An 18,614-nucleotide genomic window follows, 5' to 3' on the forward strand; every position below is an offset into this window, starting at 1 on the left:
CGATAGGGCCTTGAAACCTTACATCGGCGGCGACTGCTCCGCCGGCTTGTCCTTGTTGACCCCCGGCACATGCAGGCCGCCCTCAGCCACCTGGCCCTCGAGCTGCGGCTGCGTCACCCAGGTGAGAATGTCGTAGTAACGCCGGATGTTGGCAACGAAATGCACCGGTTCGCCACCACGGGCATAGCCGTACTTGGTCTGCCGGTACCATTGCTTCTGCGACAGGCGCGGCAGCATCTTCTTCACATCCAGCCACTTGTTCGGGTTGAGCTTCTCGCGCTTGGCCAGGGTACGGGCGTCTTCCAGGTGGCCGGTGCCGACGTTGTAGGCGGCCAGGGCGAACCAGGTGCGGTCCGGCTCCTGGATGCTGTCGTCGAGCTCGGCCTTGATCTTCATGAAGTACTTGGCGCCACCCTGGATGCTCTGCCTGGGGTCAAGGCGGTTGGACACGCCCATGGCCTGGGCGGTGCGCTGGGTCAGCATCATCAGGCCGCGCACGCCGGTCTTGGAGGTGACTTCCGGCTGCCACATCGATTCCTGGTAGCCGATCGCCGCCAGCAGGCGCCAGTCGACCTGCTCGACCTTGGCGTAGCTCTTGAAGTGCTTCTCGTACTTGGGCAGACGCTGCTGCAGGTGTTGGGCGAAGGTATAGGCACCGACGTAGCCCAGTACATCGACATGGCCGTAGTAGCGGTCCTTGAGGCGCTGCAGGGTGCCGTTCTTCTGGGCCTTGTCGAGGTACTCGTTGACCTCGTTGAGCAGGCTGTTGTCGTCGCCGGCTGCCACCGCCCAGCGCTGGTCGCGTGCATCGCCCAGGTCGAAGGCGACCCGCACGTTGGGGAAGTACACCTGGTTCATCGCCAGTTCGTTGGAGTCGACCAGGGTCAGGTCGATCTGGCCTTCATCGACCATGCGCAGCAGGTCGACCACCTCGACCGCGTCGGACTCTTCATATTGCAGGCCTGGATACTTCTTCTGCAGCTCGGCCAACTGGTCGGCGTGACTGCTGCCCTTGAGCACCATGATCTTCTTGCCCACCAGCCCCTTGGCTTCGGTGGGCCGAGGGCGACCATTGCGATAGATGACCTGCGGGGTCACTTCGAGGTAAGGGTGGGAGAATTTCGCCTGGGTCGTGCGCCGCTCGCTGCTGACCAGGCCGGCCGCTGCCAGTACCGGGCCGGACGGCTTGCCAAGGGCGTCGAACAGTTCGTCGAGGTTGTCGGCAGTCTCGATCTCCAGCTTGACGCCGAGATCGTCGGCGAAATGCTTGACCAATTCGTATTCGAAGCCGGTTTCGCCGTTGCGGTCCTGGAAGTAGGTGGCCGGGCTGTTGCGGGTGATGACGCGCAGCACGCCATCCTCCTTCACGCGCTCGAGGGTGCTGGGTTTTTCAACACAGGCACCGAGCATTAGAAAGAGTCCGGTTGCGATGAGCCATCTGGCGCAGCGCTGGCGCAAAGCAGTCTGGGCGAACATAGGTTGCAGTATACGCAAAGGACTGGCACAGCCATATCTCGACAACAGATAGCTTGTCTGCTAGCGCGTTCTGTGCAGCACCGCCCCCTGTGGGAGCCGGCTTGCCGGCGATGGGGCCGGTGCAGGCAACCCAAGGCAATTTTTTTTGACCTGAAAGTCCGGTTCCGCCGCCCGGCAGGCTTGGCTTAGAGCGGGTGCCGAAAGCCGCGGAATTAGGCTAGAATGCACGGCCTCTAAGCACACCCCTTCCTGAGGCTGTCCCGACGATGTTGATCCTGCGCGGCGCTCCTGCCCTTTCTGCCTTTCGCCACGGTAAATTACTCGAGCAACTGAGCCAGAAAGTCCCCGCTGTTACTGGTTTGTATGCCGAATTTGCCCACTTCGCCGACGTTGCCGGCGAGCTGACCGCCGACCAGCAGCAGGTGCTGGGCCGTCTGCTCAAATACGGCCCGAGCGTGCCGGTACAGGAGCCGACCGGGCGCCTGTTCCTGGTAGTGCCGCGCCTTGGCACCATCTCGCCCTGGGCCAGCAAGGCCAGCGACATCGCCCACAACTGCGGCTTGCAGTCGATCCAGCGCCTGGAGCGCGGCATCGCCTACTACGTGGCTGGCGAGCTGAGCGAAGCCGACGCCGCGCTGGTCGCCGCCGAACTGCACGACCGCATGACCCAGCGCGTGCTGGCCCAGCTGGAGCAGGCATCCGACCTGTTCAGCCACGCCCAGCCCAAGCCGATGACCTCGGTCGACATCCTCACCGGTGGCCGCGCCGCCCTGGCCCAGGCCAACATCGACCTGGGCCTGGCCCTGGCCGAAGACGAGATCGACTACCTGGTCAATGCCTTCCAGGGGCTCAAGCGCAACCCGAACGACATCGAACTGATGATGTTCGCCCAGGCCAACTCCGAGCACTGCCGCCACAAGATCTTCAACGCCAGTTGGGACATCGACGGCCAGGCTCAGGAAAAGAGTCTGTTCGGCATGATCAAGAACACCTACCAGATGCACAACGAAGGTGTGCTGTCTGCGTACAAGGACAACGCCTCGGTGATCGTCGGCAATGTCGCCGGACGTTTCTTCCCGAACCCTGAGACCCGCCAGTACGGCGCGGTGCAGGAGCCGGTGCACATCCTGATGAAGGTCGAGACGCACAACCACCCCACCGCCATCGCCCCGTTCTCCGGCGCCTCCACCGGCTCGGGCGGCGAAATCCGCGACGAAGGTGCCACCGGCCGTGGTGCCAAGCCCAAGGCCGGCCTGACCGGTTTCACCGTGTCCAACCTGCGTATCCCGGGCTTCGAACAGCCCTGGGAGCAGGCCTACGGCAAGCCGGAGCGCATCGTCGACGCCCTCGACATCATGATCGAAGGCCCGCTGGGCGGCGCTGCGTTCAACAACGAATTCGGTCGCCCGGCCCTGACCGGCTACTTCCGTACCTTCGAGCAGGCCATCAACACCCCGCACGGCGAAGAAGTGCGCGGCTACCACAAGCCGATCATGCTCGCCGGCGGCATGGGCAACATCCGTGAAGACCACGTGCAGAAGGGCGAGATCACCGTCGGCGCCAAGCTGATCGTGCTTGGCGGCCCGGCCATGCTGATCGGCCTGGGTGGCGGCGCGGCGTCGTCGGTCGCTACCGGCGCCAGCTCGGCTGACCTGGACTTCGCCTCGGTGCAGCGCGAAAACCCGGAAATGGAGCGCCGTTGCCAGGAGGTCATCGACCGCTGCTGGCAGCTGGGCGACGCCAACCCGATCGCCTTCATCCACGACGTCGGCGCCGGTGGTATCTCCAACGCCTTCCCGGAGCTGGTGAACGACGGTGGCCGCGGTGGCCGCTTCGAACTGCGCAACGTGCCCAACGACGAGCCGGGCATGGCCCCGCACGAAATCTGGAGCAACGAGTCGCAGGAACGTTACGTGCTGGCCGTCAGCGCCGTCGACTTCGAACGCTTCCAGGCCATCTGTGAGCGCGAGCGCTGCCCGTTCGCCGTCGTTGGCGAAGCGACCGAAGCACCGCACCTGACCGTGACCGACAGCCACTTCGGCAACACCCCGGTGGACATGCCGCTCGATGTGCTGCTGGGCAAGCCGCCGCGCATGCACCGTTCGGTCACCCGCGAAGCCGAGCTGGGTGATGACTTCGACCCGAGCAAGGTGGACCTGGACAACGCGGTACAGCGTGTCCTGAACCACCCGGCGGTCGCCAGCAAGAGCTTCCTGATCACCATCGGCGACCGCACCATCACCGGCCTGGTTGCCCGCGACCAGATGGTCGGCCCGTGGCAGGTACCGGTGGCCGACTGCGCCGTCACCGCCACCAGCTTCGACGTCTACACCGGTGAAGCCATGGCCATGGGCGAGCGCACCCCGCTGGCCCTGCTCGACGCCCCGGCGTCCGGCCGCATGGCAATCGGCGAAACCCTGACCAACCTGGCGGCCGCGCAGATCGCGAAGCTGTCCGACATCAAACTGTCGGCCAACTGGATGTCCGCTGCCGGTCACCCAGGTGAAGATGCCCGCCTGTACGACACCGTCAAGGCTGTCGGCATGGAGCTGTGCCCGGAGCTGGGGATCACCATTCCGGTCGGCAAAGACTCGATGTCGATGAAGACCAAGTGGAGCGAGGAGGGCGTCGAGAAGAGCGTCACTTCGCCGCTGTCGCTGATCATCACCGGCTTCGCACCGGTCACCGACATTCGCAACACCCTTACCCCGCAACTGCGCATGGACAAGGGCGAGACCGACCTGATCCTGATCGACCTGGGCCGCGGCAAGAACCGCATGGGCGCTTCGATCCTGGCGCAGACCTACGGCAAGATCGCTGCCCAGGCACCTGACGTCGACGACGCCGAAGACCTCAAGGCGTTCTTCGCGGTGATCCAGGGCCTGAACGCCGACGGCCACCTGCTCGCCTACCACGACCGTTCCGACGGCGGCCTGCTGACCACCGTGGTGGAAATGGCCTTTGCCGGCCACTGCGGTCTCGACCTGCAGCTCGACCCGCTGACCGACAACCGCAATGACGTGCCGGCCATCCTCTTCAACGAAGAGCTGGGCGCGGTCATCCAGGTTCGCCAGGACGCCACCCCGGACGTGCTGGCGCAGTTCAGCGCTGCCGGCCTGGGCGAAGGTTGCGTGTCGGTGATCGGCAAGCCGGTCAACAACGCCGAAGTGTCCATCAGCCTGAACGGTGAAGTGCTGTTCGACGACGACCGCCGCATGCTGCAGCGTCAGTGGGCCGAGACCAGCTACCAGGTCCAGCGCCTGCGTGACAACGCCGACTGCGCCGATCAGGAATTCGATGCACTGCTCGAAGAAGACAACCCGGGCCTGTCGGTCAAGCTTGGCTTCGACGTCAACGACGACATCGCCGCGCCATACATCAAGAAGGGTGTGCGCCCGCAAGTGGCGATCCTGCGTGAGCAGGGCGTCAACGGCCAGGTCGAGATGGCGGCCGCCTTCGACCGCGCAGGCTTCGCTGCCATCGACGTGCATATGAGCGATATCCTCGCTGGCCGTGTCGACTTCGAAGCCTTCAAGGGCCTGGTCGCCTGCGGTGGCTTCTCCTACGGTGACGTGCTCGGCGCCGGTGAAGGCTGGGCCAAGTCGGCGCTGTTCAACAGCCGTGCCCGCGATGCCTTCCAGGCCTTCTTCGAGCGTAGCGACAGCTTCGCCCTGGGCGTGTGCAACGGTTGCCAGATGATGTCCAACCTGCACGAGCTGATCCCGGGCACCGAGTACTGGCCGCACTTCGTGCGCAACCGCTCGGAGCAGTTCGAGGCGCGCGTGGCCATGGTCGAGGTGCAGAAGTCCAACTCGATCTTCCTGCAAGGCATGGCCGGTTCGCGCATGCCGATCGCCATCGCCCACGGTGAAGGCCATGCCGAGTTCGCCAGCGAAGAGGCACTGCTGGAAGCCGACCTGTCCGGTTGCGTGGCGCTGCGCTACGTCGACAACCACGGCAAGGTCACCGAAGCCTACCCGGCCAACCCGAACGGCTCGCCGCGTGGTATCACCGGCCTGACCAGCCGCGACGGCCGCGTGACCATCATGATGCCGCACCCGGAGCGTGTGTTCCGCGCCGTACAGAACTCCTGGCGCCCGGATGAGTGGCAGGAAGATGCCGCGCTGATGCGCATGTTCCGCAATGCGCGGGTGTGGGTGAACTAAGGCATGTACAAGCTCGCCTTCTTCGTCCCGGCCAGCCATGTCGACGTGGTCAAGGCCGCCGTGTTCGCCGCCGGTGGCGGACGAATCGGCGACTATGACCACTGCGCCTGGCAGACCTTGGGCCAGGGCCAGTTCCGCCCGTTGGACGGCAGTCAGCCGTTCCTCGGGCAAGCTGGCCAGGTCGAGGTGGTCGAGGAGTGGAAGGTGGAGCTGGTGGTGGCTGACGACCTGGTTGCTCAGGTCGTCGCTGCACTCAAGCAGAGCCATCCGTACGAGACGCCGGCCTATGAGGTCTGGCGGCTCGTCGACGTCTGACGATCAGCCGAAGGGGAAGACACCGCTGAGCTTTTCCCGGTAACTGATAGGCGTGAAGTTGTCGTCAAGGCCAAGTTGCTTGACGCGCTCAAGTGCCTCCTTCTGAGCGTTCTTCTGCAGTGCGTTCAGTTCGCTGGTCGAGCTGCTTTGACTGATTTCTTCAGCATGATCCTGCGCCCAGGCCGCGACCAGCGGATCTTGCCAGTCGCTGTCCTGTGCATGGCGGATGAAGCTTAAGGCCAGGGAAGCTGGATCTCGCGATTCATTCCCCTGCCAGTACTCATGCATCGATCTTCCCACCTCCTCGACCGCCTTGCTTGCCAGCATGGCTGCCAGGCCGTGGAGTGGGTGGGTGTCGTGATCCTTGGCCAGTTGCGAGTGAGTCGGGAACAGGCTGCCGTCGACATTAGGATCGTCGCCGAGCAGTGTCTGCAGGTCGTCCACGCTGTCACCCGCCCATTTCAAGATCGATTGCAGGACCCTGTTGGCTATCAAGGTCACGGCTTGCATGGGCAAGGTGATCAGGAAACTGCCCGCTGCAAGCGCCTCGTAGTAAGGGCTTTCGACCAGTTTGTCACGCGCTGACAGAAAGCTTGTGAGGGTGTTTTTCCACTCCGGATTCTCGTGCTCGTCAAGCAGAATGAGCAGCATGTTCTCCGAGTCGCTTCGATCGCCCGGACGTGTCGGTTTGAAGACGATCCCGTCGGTTGGAAAGAGTATCCTGGCAATGGGTTCAGCCACACTGGCGATAATGTCACTGCCGCCGAACTTTCCCGTCACCAAGGGCCAGCGATGTTTGCAGTCTTTTTCAACGGTCCACGGTAAAACGCTGGTGTGCCCCACCTTGCGCAAGCTGAGTTCGACGAAGTTGGAATGGGCGAAAAAATCCTCCAGTACATGCAGAGCCTCGCCAAACAGGCGCAAGCCTTTGGCAGTTCGCCCCTCCGAGGCTGCGGCGAGCAGCTTTTCCGTCATGTAGCGGATGGCGTCATCGATGTAAGGGTACAGCGAGCGCTCGCTGTCCAACCTCAGGCACGCGTCGCCTGGAACAACCTTGAGTTCAAACGCCGCATCGATCGATTGCGGGTCTACGGAGTCCTCGATACTCACTGGGTTATCAATGTGTTCGGACGGGCGGTAGACGCCCACCATCGCTGTATCCACGGTATAGGCCAAGCGTTGCTCGCGGGTAGTCTGCAACATGTGGAATTGCTTGAGCGCCAGCATGTCGACAATCTGGGTCAGGGACAGCCTGGAAAATTTCGACGGGAAGTTCTTCGGGGCATCTACCGGGCGCACGATCTTGGGGTCAATCAACTGTGAGTAGTCACGCAACCAGTTGCCGAAATAGATAGCCTTGCGCTCATCACTGCTGAAACCGACACCCTCGAGCACGTCCTCGATCGATTCGTGGGCAAAGGAGTGCGGCGTACCTTCGCCGCGCCCAGCGGAAAAAGATGCAGGATGGGGCAGTCCTTCCTGATCTTGTACAAGCGAGAAATACTCAATCGCGTCAGGCATCTCGAGCAACAATTCGCCCGTGAGTGCCAGGCTCGAATACGCACCGAACTGCACGGCGTCACGCACGCCGTCGTCAAAGACTGCCACGATCTTGTAGTAGTGGTCGGCGTGGTCGCCGCTTTCAACACCCGATTGCCGACTTAGCACGTCATCGACGTAATGACCGAACGCATTGATCATTGCAGCCAGCAGGGCGCAGCTGCCTTGTGACTGGCTCAGGGCGGCCTCGATTGCCGACCGGTCCACATCGATCGATTGGCTATTGCTGTCGTATCGGGCAAGCCTGCCATCGAGCTCTGCCACGCGATGGACGGGATTGGCAACGGTACCTTGGCGCAGGGCTACGTGCAGCTCAACGAGGGCTTGGATGGGGAGATGGCTGAATGCGTGCATGGCCATGATCACGAATGGCAAGCGCTCCAGCTTTTCGGCCACGGCCGTCAGTTGGAGCAGAGCAAAGCTGCTCTGCAGTTTGGGGTCGTTATTGGGGGCTGCGGGGGCATCACCGAGTGTTTTCATTGTTCGCACTCCAGTTTCAGGAGCGTGCAATGCTGACTTTTCCCATGCGCAGGACGAACGGAGAATGATTACCGTATCGAATGTGAAGGGGGCCAACCCCTGGCGTTGTTACTGACACGCCAGGGTGCAGGTGCGTAGCAGGGCAGCACAGCCTGTTTATACCGGTCAGGCGGTCCCAATCTCACCACCATCATCCCGCTGAATCACCACCGTCGAAGCCCGCGGCCGCACCTTGGTCCCCGCCGGGGTGACTTCGGTTGCCTTGTCGGTGTACGGCCAGTTGTCAGGGTGCTGGATGTTGATGAACAGGGTCTTGTTATCCGGGGTGAAGGCGATCCCCGTCACCTCGCATCCGTTCGGGCCGACGAAAAAGCGGCGCAGGTCAACTTGGTTCCGGGCATTGACCGGCACCTGCTTGCCTGCGGCGTCCACCAGCTGGGTGGGGATCACCGCCAGCAGCTGATCATTGGTGTAGTCGGTCACGGTGGTTTCGCTGTTGTCGGTCTCGAACCACAGCACGCCACGGCTATCGAAGCGCATGCCGTCGGGGCTGGCGAACTGGTTCAGCTCGGTCAGGCCCGAGCGGTTGATATCGGCGGTGCCGGCAGCGTTGGCGCCAAACACGAAGATGTCCCAGGTGAAGCGTGAGTGGTCGTCGCTGTCGTGCCAGCGGATGATGTGACCGTGGCGGTTCGCTCCCCGCGGGTTGGCTGCGTCGACCTGTGCCGGGGTGCGGACGCTATTGTTGGTCAGGGTCAGGTAGGCATCGCCATTGAGCGGGTTGACCGCCGTCCACTCCGGGCGGTCCATGGGTGTCGCGCCCACGGCATCGCCTGCACCGCGGGTATTGAGGATGATGCCCGGCAAGTCGCCGTACAACGCGCCGAGGGTACGACCATCCTTGGTTGGCGTGGCAACGTCCAGCAATAGCCAGACGCCAGTGCCATCGGCATTGAGGCGGGCCACGTAGAGCTTGCCCTGGTCCATGTACTTGGCACCCGTGGCCATGCGGTCGGCAGGGGTCGCGTCGGCGGCGTCCCACAACGCATTCGAGACGAACTTGTACAGGTATTCGTTGTTGGAGTCGTCGCCCATGTACCAGACCAGCGGCTTGCCAGCCACCGGGAGGCCCGGGCAGCAGCCTTCGTGGCGGAAACGGCCAAGGGCGGTGCGCTTGGTCGCCAGGGTGCTGCTGTCGTAGGGGTCGATCTCGACGATGTAGCCATATGTGCTGGCTTCATTGCGGTAATCGTCGGTGGCGCTGGCGCCCTTGGGGGTCACGTCGAAGCGGGCGAATTCGTCGTCAACTTCGCTGCTGTCACCCGCTGCGCTCTCCCACTTGTACAGGCCGCTGGAGGTGCCGACGCCGATACGGCGCTGGTCTTCGGGAAGGGCGCCTTTGTTGACGAAGATGCCTGGCCAGTTCTCTTCGCAGGTCAGGTAGGTGCCCCACGGGGTAGAGCCGTTGCCGCAGTTGTTGTTGGTGCCGCGACTGTGGGTGCCGGCAGCCGAGTACTTGCTCCTGACATGCTCGGTGCCGCGCAGCGGGCCGCTGATCTGCATGCGCGAAGCGGTAGTGAAGCGGCGATTGAGCGGGTCGTTGTCGACCACCTGCCAGCGCCCGTCGATCTTTTTCAGGCGAACCACACCGGCACCGTGGGCGTTGACTTCCTTGCGCACTTCTTCGGCCGGGCGCCGGCCCTGCGCGTCGGTGGTCGGGCCGTTGGGGTGCAGGGCGGCGGTGTCGATGTATTCGAAGTTGATCGCCAGCAGGCCATCCTCGGCGCTGCCATCGATCGGGAAGAAGTGCATGCCGTCATGGTGCATGCCCATGGCATTGGCCTGGTCGGCGGCGGTATTGCTACCGTCCGCTTTCCAGGGGTTGCCGTGGTTGTTCAGCGGGGTGCCCCACGGCGCCAGGACATAGGCGCTGTAGCCGGCGGCGACGGCACAGCCATCGGTGCGCGAGCCCGCAATGGACTGGAAGCCCAGCGCCAGTCTTGGTTCGGGCCCGGCTGCCGGTGGCGGGGTTGCCGCATGGCCGTTGTCGGAGCCGCCAGCGCTGTCGAAACAGCCTGTCAGGCCAGCACCGGCGATCATGGCAATGGCTGCGCCGAGGCTGCCACGCATCAGGCTGCGGCGGCTCAGGTAGACGTCCATGATGCTGGCCATCGGCATGTTGTCGCTGTGGTTGCGGTCCTGGTTGTCGCCGGTTTCTCGACTCATCAAGACGTCCTTAGGTTGGCTGAGTTGGAGGAACCCGCGACTTTAGTGGGCAAACATGATGATTCCTTTACAGGAATGTTAATGGGCTTTTCACGCACGGGTGCAAAGGGTGTGTCTCAGTCCTCCTTGCCCTGTACGGTCGAGACCCACTGCTCACTGCGGCTGTGGCCACTGGTGCGGAGCAGGCCGAGGTCCAGCGCGTTCTCCCCGTCCGCCGCTCCTTTGCCTTTGGCCATTTCTGCAATGGCGGTGCCCAGGTCTACCGGCGAATTGGATGCATCGAACGACACATCCCGGCGGTAGTCGTTGCCGCTCAAGGTTTCCTTGGTCGTGGCACTGGCATCGAGCGCGACAGCGCCTTTGGCCGACTGCAATCTCGCACCTGCCAGATGAGCATCACCACCCACCTTCAGGTCAATGCCTTCACTGCCTTTGAGCACCGTTTGCCGGGCTACGCCGTTGCGCTGCACGTGCGATACATCAAGGCGCAAGGTCGGCGAGAAGCCAGGGTCTGCCTTGCTCAAGGCAGATCCTGCCTTTTCGCTCACCTTGCCTCCCAGCGGCCCTGCAAGGGAGCTGGCCGCATTCACGTAGCCCTGTGGATTTTTCTCCCGGCTGAGTCGCGCGTCAGCCTTGACGCTCAGCGTATCGACGCTGTCCTTGCGGCTGACAATACGCAGATCGCCATCGATTGCACCCTCGATGCGCCCGGCTTCCAGGCTGATGCCTTCGATTCGGGTGTCACCGCGGCTTTGCAGCTTGATCCGCTCGGCGCGCAGCTTGCCGGCATTCCATGTGAGGTTGTCGCGCTTGTCCAGCTCGACCTGGGCCCGACCATGCAGGCCGCGGGTATCAGTCGCGCCCTTGGATTGGTTGAAGCCGGCGCCGGCAGTGATGTCGAGGTTGTCGCGCCGCTCGACGTTGGACGAGGCTTCGATCAGCACACCGCCGCTGGCAGCGTCGACGTCGATCTGCTGCGCGGTGGCCTGCAGGCCTTCAAGGTGCACGGCGATGTCTTCGCGGGCGCGGCTGCCAAGGGTCAGTTTGCTCGTGCTGTGGATCTGCGCGTCGACCGCCTGGCGAGCGTTTTCGTTTTTTTTGCCGTGGTTGAAGTGGCCACCGATGGCACCGCCTTGTGAACTGCCGGCTTTCGCGGCCAACTCCAGCCCACCGCCAAGGCTGCCGCCATCGGCCTGCCGAGTATCGCCTGCCGCTTTGATGTGGAGCTTGCCTTCGCTGTGCACGAGGGTATCGCCCACCTTGGCTTCGCGCGAGCCAATGCGGGTACCTTCGAGCAGCATGTCGCCAGCGCTGCCCAGGCGCACTTGGCCTTTGGTATCGATTTGCGCCACCCGGGCCGTGGTCTGGGCGGCTTGTTGTCGGACATGGTCGAGATAGCCTCGCCCGTCGATGCCAGTACTGCCTGGGCGGTTGCCGACCTTGGCCCAGGCGTTGCCATCGAGCTGTCGGGATATCTGCCGGGCGTGGTCGGTGGCCTGGGTAAGCGACAGCGTGCCGGCACTCTCGATGACCACGTCGCCTTCACCCCCGTCGATGCGACTGGCCTCGTACCGCCCATCGCTGCCCAACTGCACCTGGATGCCTTGCTGTCCATGGAGGCTTCCCGGTACCGCAGTGCTGGCGCTGTCCTGCTTGTCCAGCGAACCGCCCTTGCCAGAGCCGCGTACGTTCACATCCTCGCCGGTGCTGGTGTCCACGCGCAGCTCACCGCCATAGGCCAGGCGCTGCACGGTATGCTCCTGGGTGTTTTCGGCGGTGCGCATCCGCTGCTCATTGGCTTCGATGCGTAATTTGCCGGCGTTGGCGCGCCAGGCGGTGCCCTGGTCATCGAGGGTCTTGGCTTTCACTTCGACCGCGGCCCCGGACAGCTCGCTGACCTGGGCAAAGCCACGGCGCTGGTTTTCCAGGCGCTTGAGGTGGTCGACGGTCATGTCGGCGCCGATGCTGGGCGCGACCATGGCATCTTCTGGCGAGGCTTGCTGGAAGCGCGCGGCTTCCTCGCCCTGGACCAGTCGTTCGATCGGTCGGGTGAGGTCGCGGTACTCCACGCTGGCGCCGAGGCTGCCTGACCAACCCGTGCTCAGTTCCTCGCGTTCATGGGTATCCTGCGCGGCACGGTTGTCGATGCGCTCGGCGCTCACCTTGAGCGTGTTGCCGGCGTTCACCCGAGCAGCTTCGTTAACCAGTTCGACTGCACCGAGCGTCAGGTCGCCACTGGCCTGCAACTCGCTGCGTTGCACCTTGCTGTCTCGTTCGACGACCTCTTGGACGTTGTGATGGCCTTCGAACAGGCTGCCCACCCGATCGATGCCGCCAGTCACCGTCAGGCCGCCACCGCTGCGGCTGGAGTGAGTCGACGTTTGCCGTTGGTTGCGGGTCGCGCCGAGGGATATCTGTTCGGCCTGTACATCCAGGTTGCCGGCACTGGCCTGGACCCTGGAGCCGTTCACTTGCAGGTGCGCGCCGCTGTTCAGGCCGACCGATGCGCCTTTGAGCACGCTGGCCACCTGCGAAACCTCGCGCTGTTCGTCGGCAGTGGTGACGACGTCGTACGCCACGCCGGCGACGTACTGGCGGGACTCGGGCTTGCCGTCCTCGGCTTGCTGGGTCTGCTTGGCGCTGGCGGTGAAGCCGCGTTGCTGCTTGCGGGTCTCACTGGTATCAACCGATTGTGCGCTGTCGATCAGCAGGTCGCCTTTGGCTTCGACCTGAAGATTCCCGCCTGCCTCGACGTTGGCGCCGCGAATGCGCATTTCTTCGGCACTGGCCAGGCGCAAGTTGCTGGAGGATCCGACGTCGCTGACCAGTACCTGCTGGTTGCTCCGGGTGCTTTCGTGATCGTTCCCGATCAGGCCGAACAACTTGCTGCTGCTATCGCGGGTGGTGGCGGTCGTGTTGGCATGATCCGCCTCGATCGCCAGGGCGCCTTTTTCGCTGAAGAGCACCGAGTCTTTCTTGCCATGCACGGTGCTGCCCTTGATGCTCACCTGTTCGGCGGTCATGTCCAGCTTGCCATCGCCAGTGATGCTGCTTCCCACCAGACTATGGCCTTGGCTATCGTCGCCCTTGCGGTCGCCGAAGAAGGTGCCGGATACCAGGTCGCCGCGGTAGTTGCGGCGAGTGCCTCGTTCCTGCAAGGCCGTGGTGCCGATCTCGACCTTCCTTGCCTGGACATCCAGGTCGCTGCGGCTGTGCAACGTGCTGCCTTGCACAGTGAGCGTGTCCTTCGCCTTGACCGTCAGGTGCCCGGCATTCAGCGTGCTGCGCTGTGCCGACTCGTGGTACTGTGCGGTGTCCGTGTCCCCGCGCCACAAGTCCTTGCGATGGCGTACCTGCTCTTCGTTGCGCCGGCTACTGGTGCCTGCGGTGATGTCCAGATTGGCATCACTGCCGAGTGTCAGGTTGCCTCCTGCATCCACCTCGGCCGCCATCAGGCGCATGTCTGCGCCGGACTGCAGCGACACGCTGTCACTGCCCTGCAAGCGGGTGCCGCGCAGCTGCTGCTCGGTGGTGGTGCGTTCACGTTCGTAGGTCTCCCGGGTGACGAACAGGAACTTCTTCTTCCAGCTGTCCCGCTCGCGGTCGATGCGCTCGCGGCTGTCGGCGTCCAGTGTGAGCTTCTTGCCAGCCCTGACCTCAATACGTTCGGCCCGGCCATCGACGGCTTTCAGCGTCAGGTCATCGGCAGCCGTGAGCAGCAATGTGCCGCGCTCGGTCACCAGCTCACCGGGATGGTCGGCCTTGCCAATGACCTGCAGCGCTCCTGCCGACTGCAGGGTGATGCCCTGGTCAGCCTTGATCGACACCGGCCCCACGCGAACCCCAGCGCCTTCGGCGGTACTGACCACGCGAATGCGCCTGGCACGCATGGCGCCGAACAGGTTGGCGTCGATGCTCGACGCTGTGCCGGGCAGGTGCTCGATGATCCGCCCGTCCTGGTAGCCGATGCGGTTACGACCAGCGGTCACGGACAGGTCGTGAGCGGCCTGGAGCAGGCCTTGGCTGTCGAGCTTCGGCGCGATCAGGTCGAGTGCACCTTCGGCATTGCGCTGGCCGCCTTCGAGCACGTGCAGGGTGCCACTGGCATTGAGCGTGTTGAGGTGCTTCAACTGTTCATCCTGGAGTTCGGGAGTACCGACCAGAAATCCGGCGCGGGTGGTGTTGATGAAGCTGCCACCATTGAGGGTGATGCCGTTGGGGTTGGCCAGGATGTAGTCGGCCGGGCGACCGAAGATTTCCTGCGGGCCTTCGATCAAGGACGCGTTGCGGCTGACCACCTCATTGAGAATGGTCGAGGCCGCCTGGCCCTGGAATTGCGGGTTGGCGGCCAGCGCGCCGGCCAGTTGCGACTGCCCTGGCTGCACGGCGTTGTTCAGCACTACGCCGGGGGTGCCCACGTTGTAGTCGAGGAACTGGTTGTGCGACAGGCCGCTGGCATTGGGGGGGACGATGTCGATCACCGGTACCCCGTGGGCGTTGTTGATCAGCGGCGTGCCACCGGGTCCGCTGGTGGCCTGCAAGGCAACCTGGGCCAGTGTGTGGCTGGAACCGAGCAAGGCGAGGAAGATGGTCCAGCGCAGGGCATCGGGGCGGATAGACGGTAACGGCGAGAGTGTCTGCATTTTCTCGTTCTCTTTGTTGTGGGTGAATCAGAAAGTCAGGCCCCACTCCAGTACCCAGAAACCGGGTTCCAGGGACTGGCGTGGTCGGTTGCTGGCCTGCAGGGCCCGTTGGTAGTCCAGGCGCAGGCGGGTGTGCGGCAGGGTCAGTTCGAGGCCGGCCGCCATGCCGGTCAGGCGCTGAACCGAATGGTTGCGAGCCAGGCGCACCCAGCCGCGGTCAAGTCCCAGGAAGGGGCGTATCTGCAGGGGGTGGGTCCAGGTCGCTGGCAGCGCCTGGCTGACGCTGTTGCGCCAGACGCCAGCGCTCGCGCCGCTGTAGGTGTGCCGGCGAAAACCGCGCACGGCCGCGTCGTCGCTGAGCAGCAGTTGCTCGACGGCGGGCAGCACGTCCCGGCTGTATTGCAGGGCCAGCTCGCTCTGCCAGCGCCATGGCCACTGTGCCGGGCCCTGGCGCAGGTGCATCAGGCTGGCGCGGTACTTGCGAAAGTCCGGTCGCGGCGCGCCGGCGCGCTGGCTTGGGCGGTCGGCGCCGAGCCAAGCGGTGCCCTGGACGACGCCGAGGTAGCCATTCCACAGCCCGGCATCCAGCCAGAGCAGGTTGAGGCCGGCTTCCACGGTGCTCAGGGTCGGGCTCTGGATGGCCACCACGGCACCGTTGGTGCGGTTGGTCAGCTGCTTGCGATCCAGCCGGGTGCTGGCGCTGAGCATGCCGTGCTGGTTGCGCCATAGCAGGCGTTCGGCACTCACGCCCAGGTAGCTGCTGTCGCCGCTGACGCGATAGAGCCCTTGCGCGATGGGCGCGGCGTAGCGCAACTGGCTGGCGTTGAGGGAGAAGCTCCAGGGGCCGTGGGGGATGTTGTAGTAGAACGTCATGCCTTGGCCAAGACCCGGGGCATCGGCTACCGGCTTTGCCAGTGACAGGCGCAGGTCGCCGTTGAGGCCGAACGGGCTGTCCACGCCGATACCAAGGTTCATGCGATGGCGCCCGGTCAGGTCGCTGCCCCGGTTGTCCAGGCGGCTGTCGAGGTGCCAGCGTCGGGCCACCTGGGTGCCTTGCAGCAGCACCCGTGTGCCGCCTTGCAGTTCTCCCGGCAGCAAATCGGCGCTCACTTCGTATGCGCGCAGGCGATTGAGCTGGTCCAGCCCTTGTTCGAGCTGGGGCAGATACAAGGGTTGCCCCAGCAGATCGGGGAATGCGCCATGCAGGGAAAGGGGCAGGTCGGTGCCCAGCTCGATCGACTCCACGAAGCCCTCGAGGATGACGATATCGAGTGGTGTGCCCGCCTGGGGAGGTTGCAGCAGGTAGGGACGGCTGGCCGGGTAACCGGCCTCGACATAGCGTTGCGTGATGGCCTTCAACAGGCGATTGATATCGCTGATGGCCATGCAGGGGCGCAGCAGATTGGCCAACAGGGGTTCAAGTGACTGGGTGGACAGGCGTTGGTTGCCGCTCAGCCGTACACCGCGGGTGGTCAGGCAGGGGCCTACGTCAGAACGGGTGGAAGCGGGGCCGTCATCGCTGCCGGCCGAGGGCGTGCGTTGCCAGCGCTGCAGTCGTTGCTGGTGCTCGAGCTGGCGCAGCACCTGCTGCTGGTCGCGCAGTTGATGGCTGGCCGGGTCTTCGGCCAGCGCGGCTGGCATGTGCAGCCAGCCGGCGATGCAACAGGCGCCGAAATGGCGCAATGGGAACGGCATGGAGGCACCCCGCAAATGCAGTACGACTTGACGTACTTGTCTGCGTGGATGCTAAGAATTTGCCGATCCGGCTGGATGCAGTCCCGTGCCTACTTGGATGTGGGACGGGAGTGCAACTTAGGTGGGAAGCTTCCTACAAATACAGCGGCAACGACAGATGGTCACGGCCGAATCTCGATCAATGTGCCATCGCGCACCAGGTCCCAGACCTCCTGCATGTCGCGGTTGCGCATGGCGATGCAGCCGTCGGTCCAGTCGAGCGTGTGGAAATACCACTCGGGGTAATCGTCGTTGATCGGCGTGCCGTGGATCATGATCATGCTGCCGGCGCTCACGCCTTCGCGGGTGGCGCGGGCGGCGTCGGTGATGTTGGGGTAGGTGATGTGCATGGACAGGTTGAAACGGTCGCTTTCCTTGCGCCAGTCAAGCCAGTACAGCCCCTCCGGGGTCTTCCTGTCACCCTCGCGCTCCTTGGCGCCCTTGGGTTGCTTGCCCAGGGAAATACGGTAGGTCTTCAGCGGTTCGCCACGGCTGATCAGTTGCAGGCGGCGCTCGGACTTGATCACCAGCACCTTGTCGATCAGCGGCTGCATGGCGGCCTGCGACTGCGTTTGCAGGGGTACCGGCGGTTGCGGCTTGCGAATGATGGTCTCGGTGAAGGCCGCCTGGGACACCGACGTAACGCAAAGGCAGAAAAGGGCAAGCAACCAACGCATGTAACGGTATCCCTGAAGGCTTTTATATGGAGGGCGAAACGGTCATCGGCGGCAGGTACTCATGGCCTACGGGGTAGTGCTGCCCGATGCGGTCGCGATAATAGCATTCTAGTGTGCGTGTGACGGTGCGGAAAGCCAGGTGGTCCCATGGGATCTCGTGTTCGTCGAAAAGTCGAACTTCCAGGCTTTCGACCCCGATGGCGAAGTCAAGGTCGGTCAATTCGGCGCGGAAAAACACGTGCACCTGATTGATGTGCGGCAAGTCGAACAACTGGTAGAGGGCCATCGACCCGACGCGGGCACAGGCTTCTTCGACGGTTTCGCGACGGGCGGCCTGGTCCAGGGTCTCGCCGTTCTCCATGAAGCCGCCGGGCAGCGTCCAGAAGCCGCGGCGAGGCTCGATCGCACGGCGGCACAGCAGCACCTGGCTGCCCCAGGTTGGCAGCACCCCGGCGACGATATTGGGGTTCTGGTAATGGATGGTCTGGCAATGTTCGCAGACGTACCGCAGGCGGCTGTCGCCCTCGGGGATCCGCTGAATGACCGGCTGGCCGCACGCGCTGCAGAATTTCATGCTGTCTCCCTTTCGTTGGCGCTATCTTGGCGCGCCAGGCGGGGCTGCCGCAAGCGTGCGGGGGTTGGGTGCCGCGGGGCTTTTGGTGCATCATGCAAGGCAGGCCTTGGAAACGAGAGTGTGCAATGCTGGACGAGCTACTTCGCCGAATGAGCAACCACCAACCGGCTTCGCTGGAAACCGACCGACGGTTCCCCGAGGCGGCGGTCCTTTTGCCCATTACCCGCAGCGAAGCGCCCGAGCTGGTCTTGACCCTGCGTGCCAAGGGCCTGTCGACCCATGGTGGTGAAGTGGCCTTCCCCGGTGGGCGGCGCGACCCGGAAGACCCGGACCTGGTGTTCACCGCCTTGCGCGAAGCCGAAGAAGAGATCGGCCTGCCACCTGGCCTGGTGGAAGTGATCGGGCCGCTCAGCCCGCTGATTTCCCTGCATGGCCTGAAGGTGACACCCTTCGTCGGGTTGATCCCCGATTTCGTCGAGTATCACGCCAATGATGCGGAGATCGCCGCCGTGTTCAGTGTGCCGCTGGAGTTCTTCCGCCAGGACCCGCGTGACCACACCCACCGTATCGATTACCAGGGTCGCAGCTGGTACGTGCCCAGCTATCGTTATGGCGAATACAAGATCTGGGGGCTGTCGGCGATCATGATCGTCGAGCTGGTCAATTTGCTGTATGACGCCGGTATCAGCCTGCACCAGCCCCCCGAGCGCTACATAGAGATCTGAGTGGGGCACACCCCGCCGCCGTTACTTTCCCTGAGGAG

The 18,614-nt window shown here is 63.8% G+C and carries 10 protein-coding genes; 3 read left to right on the top strand and 7 right to left on the bottom strand.

Features of this window, described 5'->3' with window-relative positions:
* Positions 1 to 18: 18 nt before the first annotated feature.
* Positions 19 to 1,476, bottom strand: a complete 1,458-nt coding sequence (gene mltF / locus PPL01S_RS01865; RefSeq protein WP_016392825.1) for a membrane-bound lytic murein transglycosylase MltF — start codon at positions 1,474 to 1,476, stop codon at positions 19 to 21.
* Positions 1,477 to 1,742: 266 nt separating this feature from the next.
* Between mltF and purL the strand changes: the two genes are divergently transcribed.
* Both purL and PPL01S_RS01875 read left to right on the top strand, forming a co-directional pair.
* The gene (gene purL / locus PPL01S_RS01870) at positions 1,743 to 5,642 is read left to right on the top strand and encodes a phosphoribosylformylglycinamidine synthase (protein ID WP_016392826.1); all 3,900 of its coding nucleotides are present in this window, start codon (positions 1,743 to 1,745) and stop codon (positions 5,640 to 5,642) included.
* 3 nt (positions 5,643 to 5,645) lie between these two features.
* Complete coding sequence (locus PPL01S_RS01875) at positions 5,646 to 5,957, top strand: YqfO family protein (protein WP_016392827.1); 312 nt, start codon at positions 5,646 to 5,648, stop codon at positions 5,955 to 5,957.
* A gap of 3 nt (positions 5,958 to 5,960) precedes the next feature.
* Here PPL01S_RS01875 and PPL01S_RS01880 read toward each other — a convergent pair whose 3' ends face one another.
* From PPL01S_RS01880 to PPL01S_RS01905, 6 genes are all read right to left on the bottom strand, one after another.
* Positions 5,961 to 7,997 (bottom strand): HET-C-related protein, encoded by a 2,037-nt coding sequence (locus tag PPL01S_RS01880; protein ID WP_050483650.1) that lies wholly within the window; start codon positions 7,995 to 7,997, stop codon positions 5,961 to 5,963.
* Between the two features lie 165 nt (positions 7,998 to 8,162).
* Positions 8,163 to 10,223, bottom strand: a complete 2,061-nt coding sequence (locus tag PPL01S_RS01885) for a PhoX family protein (RefSeq protein WP_016392829.1) — start codon at positions 10,221 to 10,223, stop codon at positions 8,163 to 8,165.
* A 116-nt stretch (positions 10,224 to 10,339) separates the two neighbouring features.
* Complete coding sequence (locus PPL01S_RS01890; RefSeq protein WP_028625196.1) at positions 10,340 to 14,866, bottom strand: hemagglutinin repeat-containing protein; 4,527 nt, start codon at positions 14,864 to 14,866, stop codon at positions 10,340 to 10,342.
* A 27-nt stretch (positions 14,867 to 14,893) separates the two neighbouring features.
* A complete protein-coding gene (locus tag PPL01S_RS01895; RefSeq protein ID WP_028625197.1) occupies positions 14,894 to 16,561 on the bottom strand; it encodes a ShlB/FhaC/HecB family hemolysin secretion/activation protein in 1,668 nt (555 codons plus the stop codon).
* Positions 16,562 to 16,722: 161 nt separating this feature from the next.
* A complete protein-coding gene (locus tag PPL01S_RS01900) occupies positions 16,723 to 17,277 on the bottom strand; it encodes a L,D-transpeptidase family protein (protein WP_016392832.1) in 555 nt (184 codons plus the stop codon).
* 22 nt (positions 17,278 to 17,299) lie between these two features.
* Positions 17,300 to 17,851, bottom strand: coding sequence for an NUDIX hydrolase (locus PPL01S_RS01905; RefSeq protein WP_028625198.1), 552 nt, complete (start codon positions 17,849 to 17,851; stop codon positions 17,300 to 17,302).
* Between the two features lie 125 nt (positions 17,852 to 17,976).
* Between PPL01S_RS01905 and PPL01S_RS01910 the strand changes: the two genes are divergently transcribed.
* Positions 17,977 to 18,576 (top strand): CoA pyrophosphatase, encoded by a 600-nt coding sequence (locus PPL01S_RS01910; protein WP_008094467.1) that lies wholly within the window; start codon positions 17,977 to 17,979, stop codon positions 18,574 to 18,576.
* Positions 18,577 to 18,614 lie beyond the last annotated feature (38 nt).

Origin of the sequence: Pseudomonas plecoglossicida NBRC 103162 = DSM 15088 (assembly GCF_000730665.1) — a bacterium.
GTDB lineage: Bacteria > Pseudomonadota > Gammaproteobacteria > Pseudomonadales > Pseudomonadaceae > Aquipseudomonas > Aquipseudomonas plecoglossicida.

Coding starts and splice junctions, on each gene's coding strand:
- PPL01S_RS01890 (WP_028625196.1), bottom strand. CDS start 14,866: ATGCAGACACTCTCGCCGTTACCGTCTATCCGCCCCGATGCCCTGCGC.
- mltF (WP_016392825.1), bottom strand. CDS start 1,476: ATGTTCGCCCAGACTGCTTTGCGCCAGCGCTGCGCCAGATGGCTCATC.
- PPL01S_RS01900 (WP_016392832.1), bottom strand. CDS start 17,277: ATGCGTTGGTTGCTTGCCCTTTTCTGCCTTTGCGTTACGTCGGTGTCC.
- PPL01S_RS01910 (WP_008094467.1), top strand. CDS start 17,977: ATGCTGGACGAGCTACTTCGCCGAATGAGCAACCACCAACCGGCTTCG.
- PPL01S_RS01895 (WP_028625197.1), bottom strand. CDS start 16,561: ATGCCGTTCCCATTGCGCCATTTCGGCGCCTGTTGCATCGCCGGCTGG.
- PPL01S_RS01875 (WP_016392827.1), top strand. CDS start 5,646: ATGTACAAGCTCGCCTTCTTCGTCCCGGCCAGCCATGTCGACGTGGTC.
- PPL01S_RS01885 (WP_016392829.1), bottom strand. CDS start 10,223: ATGAGTCGAGAAACCGGCGACAACCAGGACCGCAACCACAGCGACAAC.
- purL (WP_016392826.1), top strand. CDS start 1,743: ATGTTGATCCTGCGCGGCGCTCCTGCCCTTTCTGCCTTTCGCCACGGT.
- PPL01S_RS01905 (WP_028625198.1), bottom strand. CDS start 17,851: ATGAAATTCTGCAGCGCGTGCGGCCAGCCGGTCATTCAGCGGATCCCC.
- PPL01S_RS01880 (WP_050483650.1), bottom strand. CDS start 7,997: ATGAAAACACTCGGTGATGCCCCCGCAGCCCCCAATAACGACCCCAAA.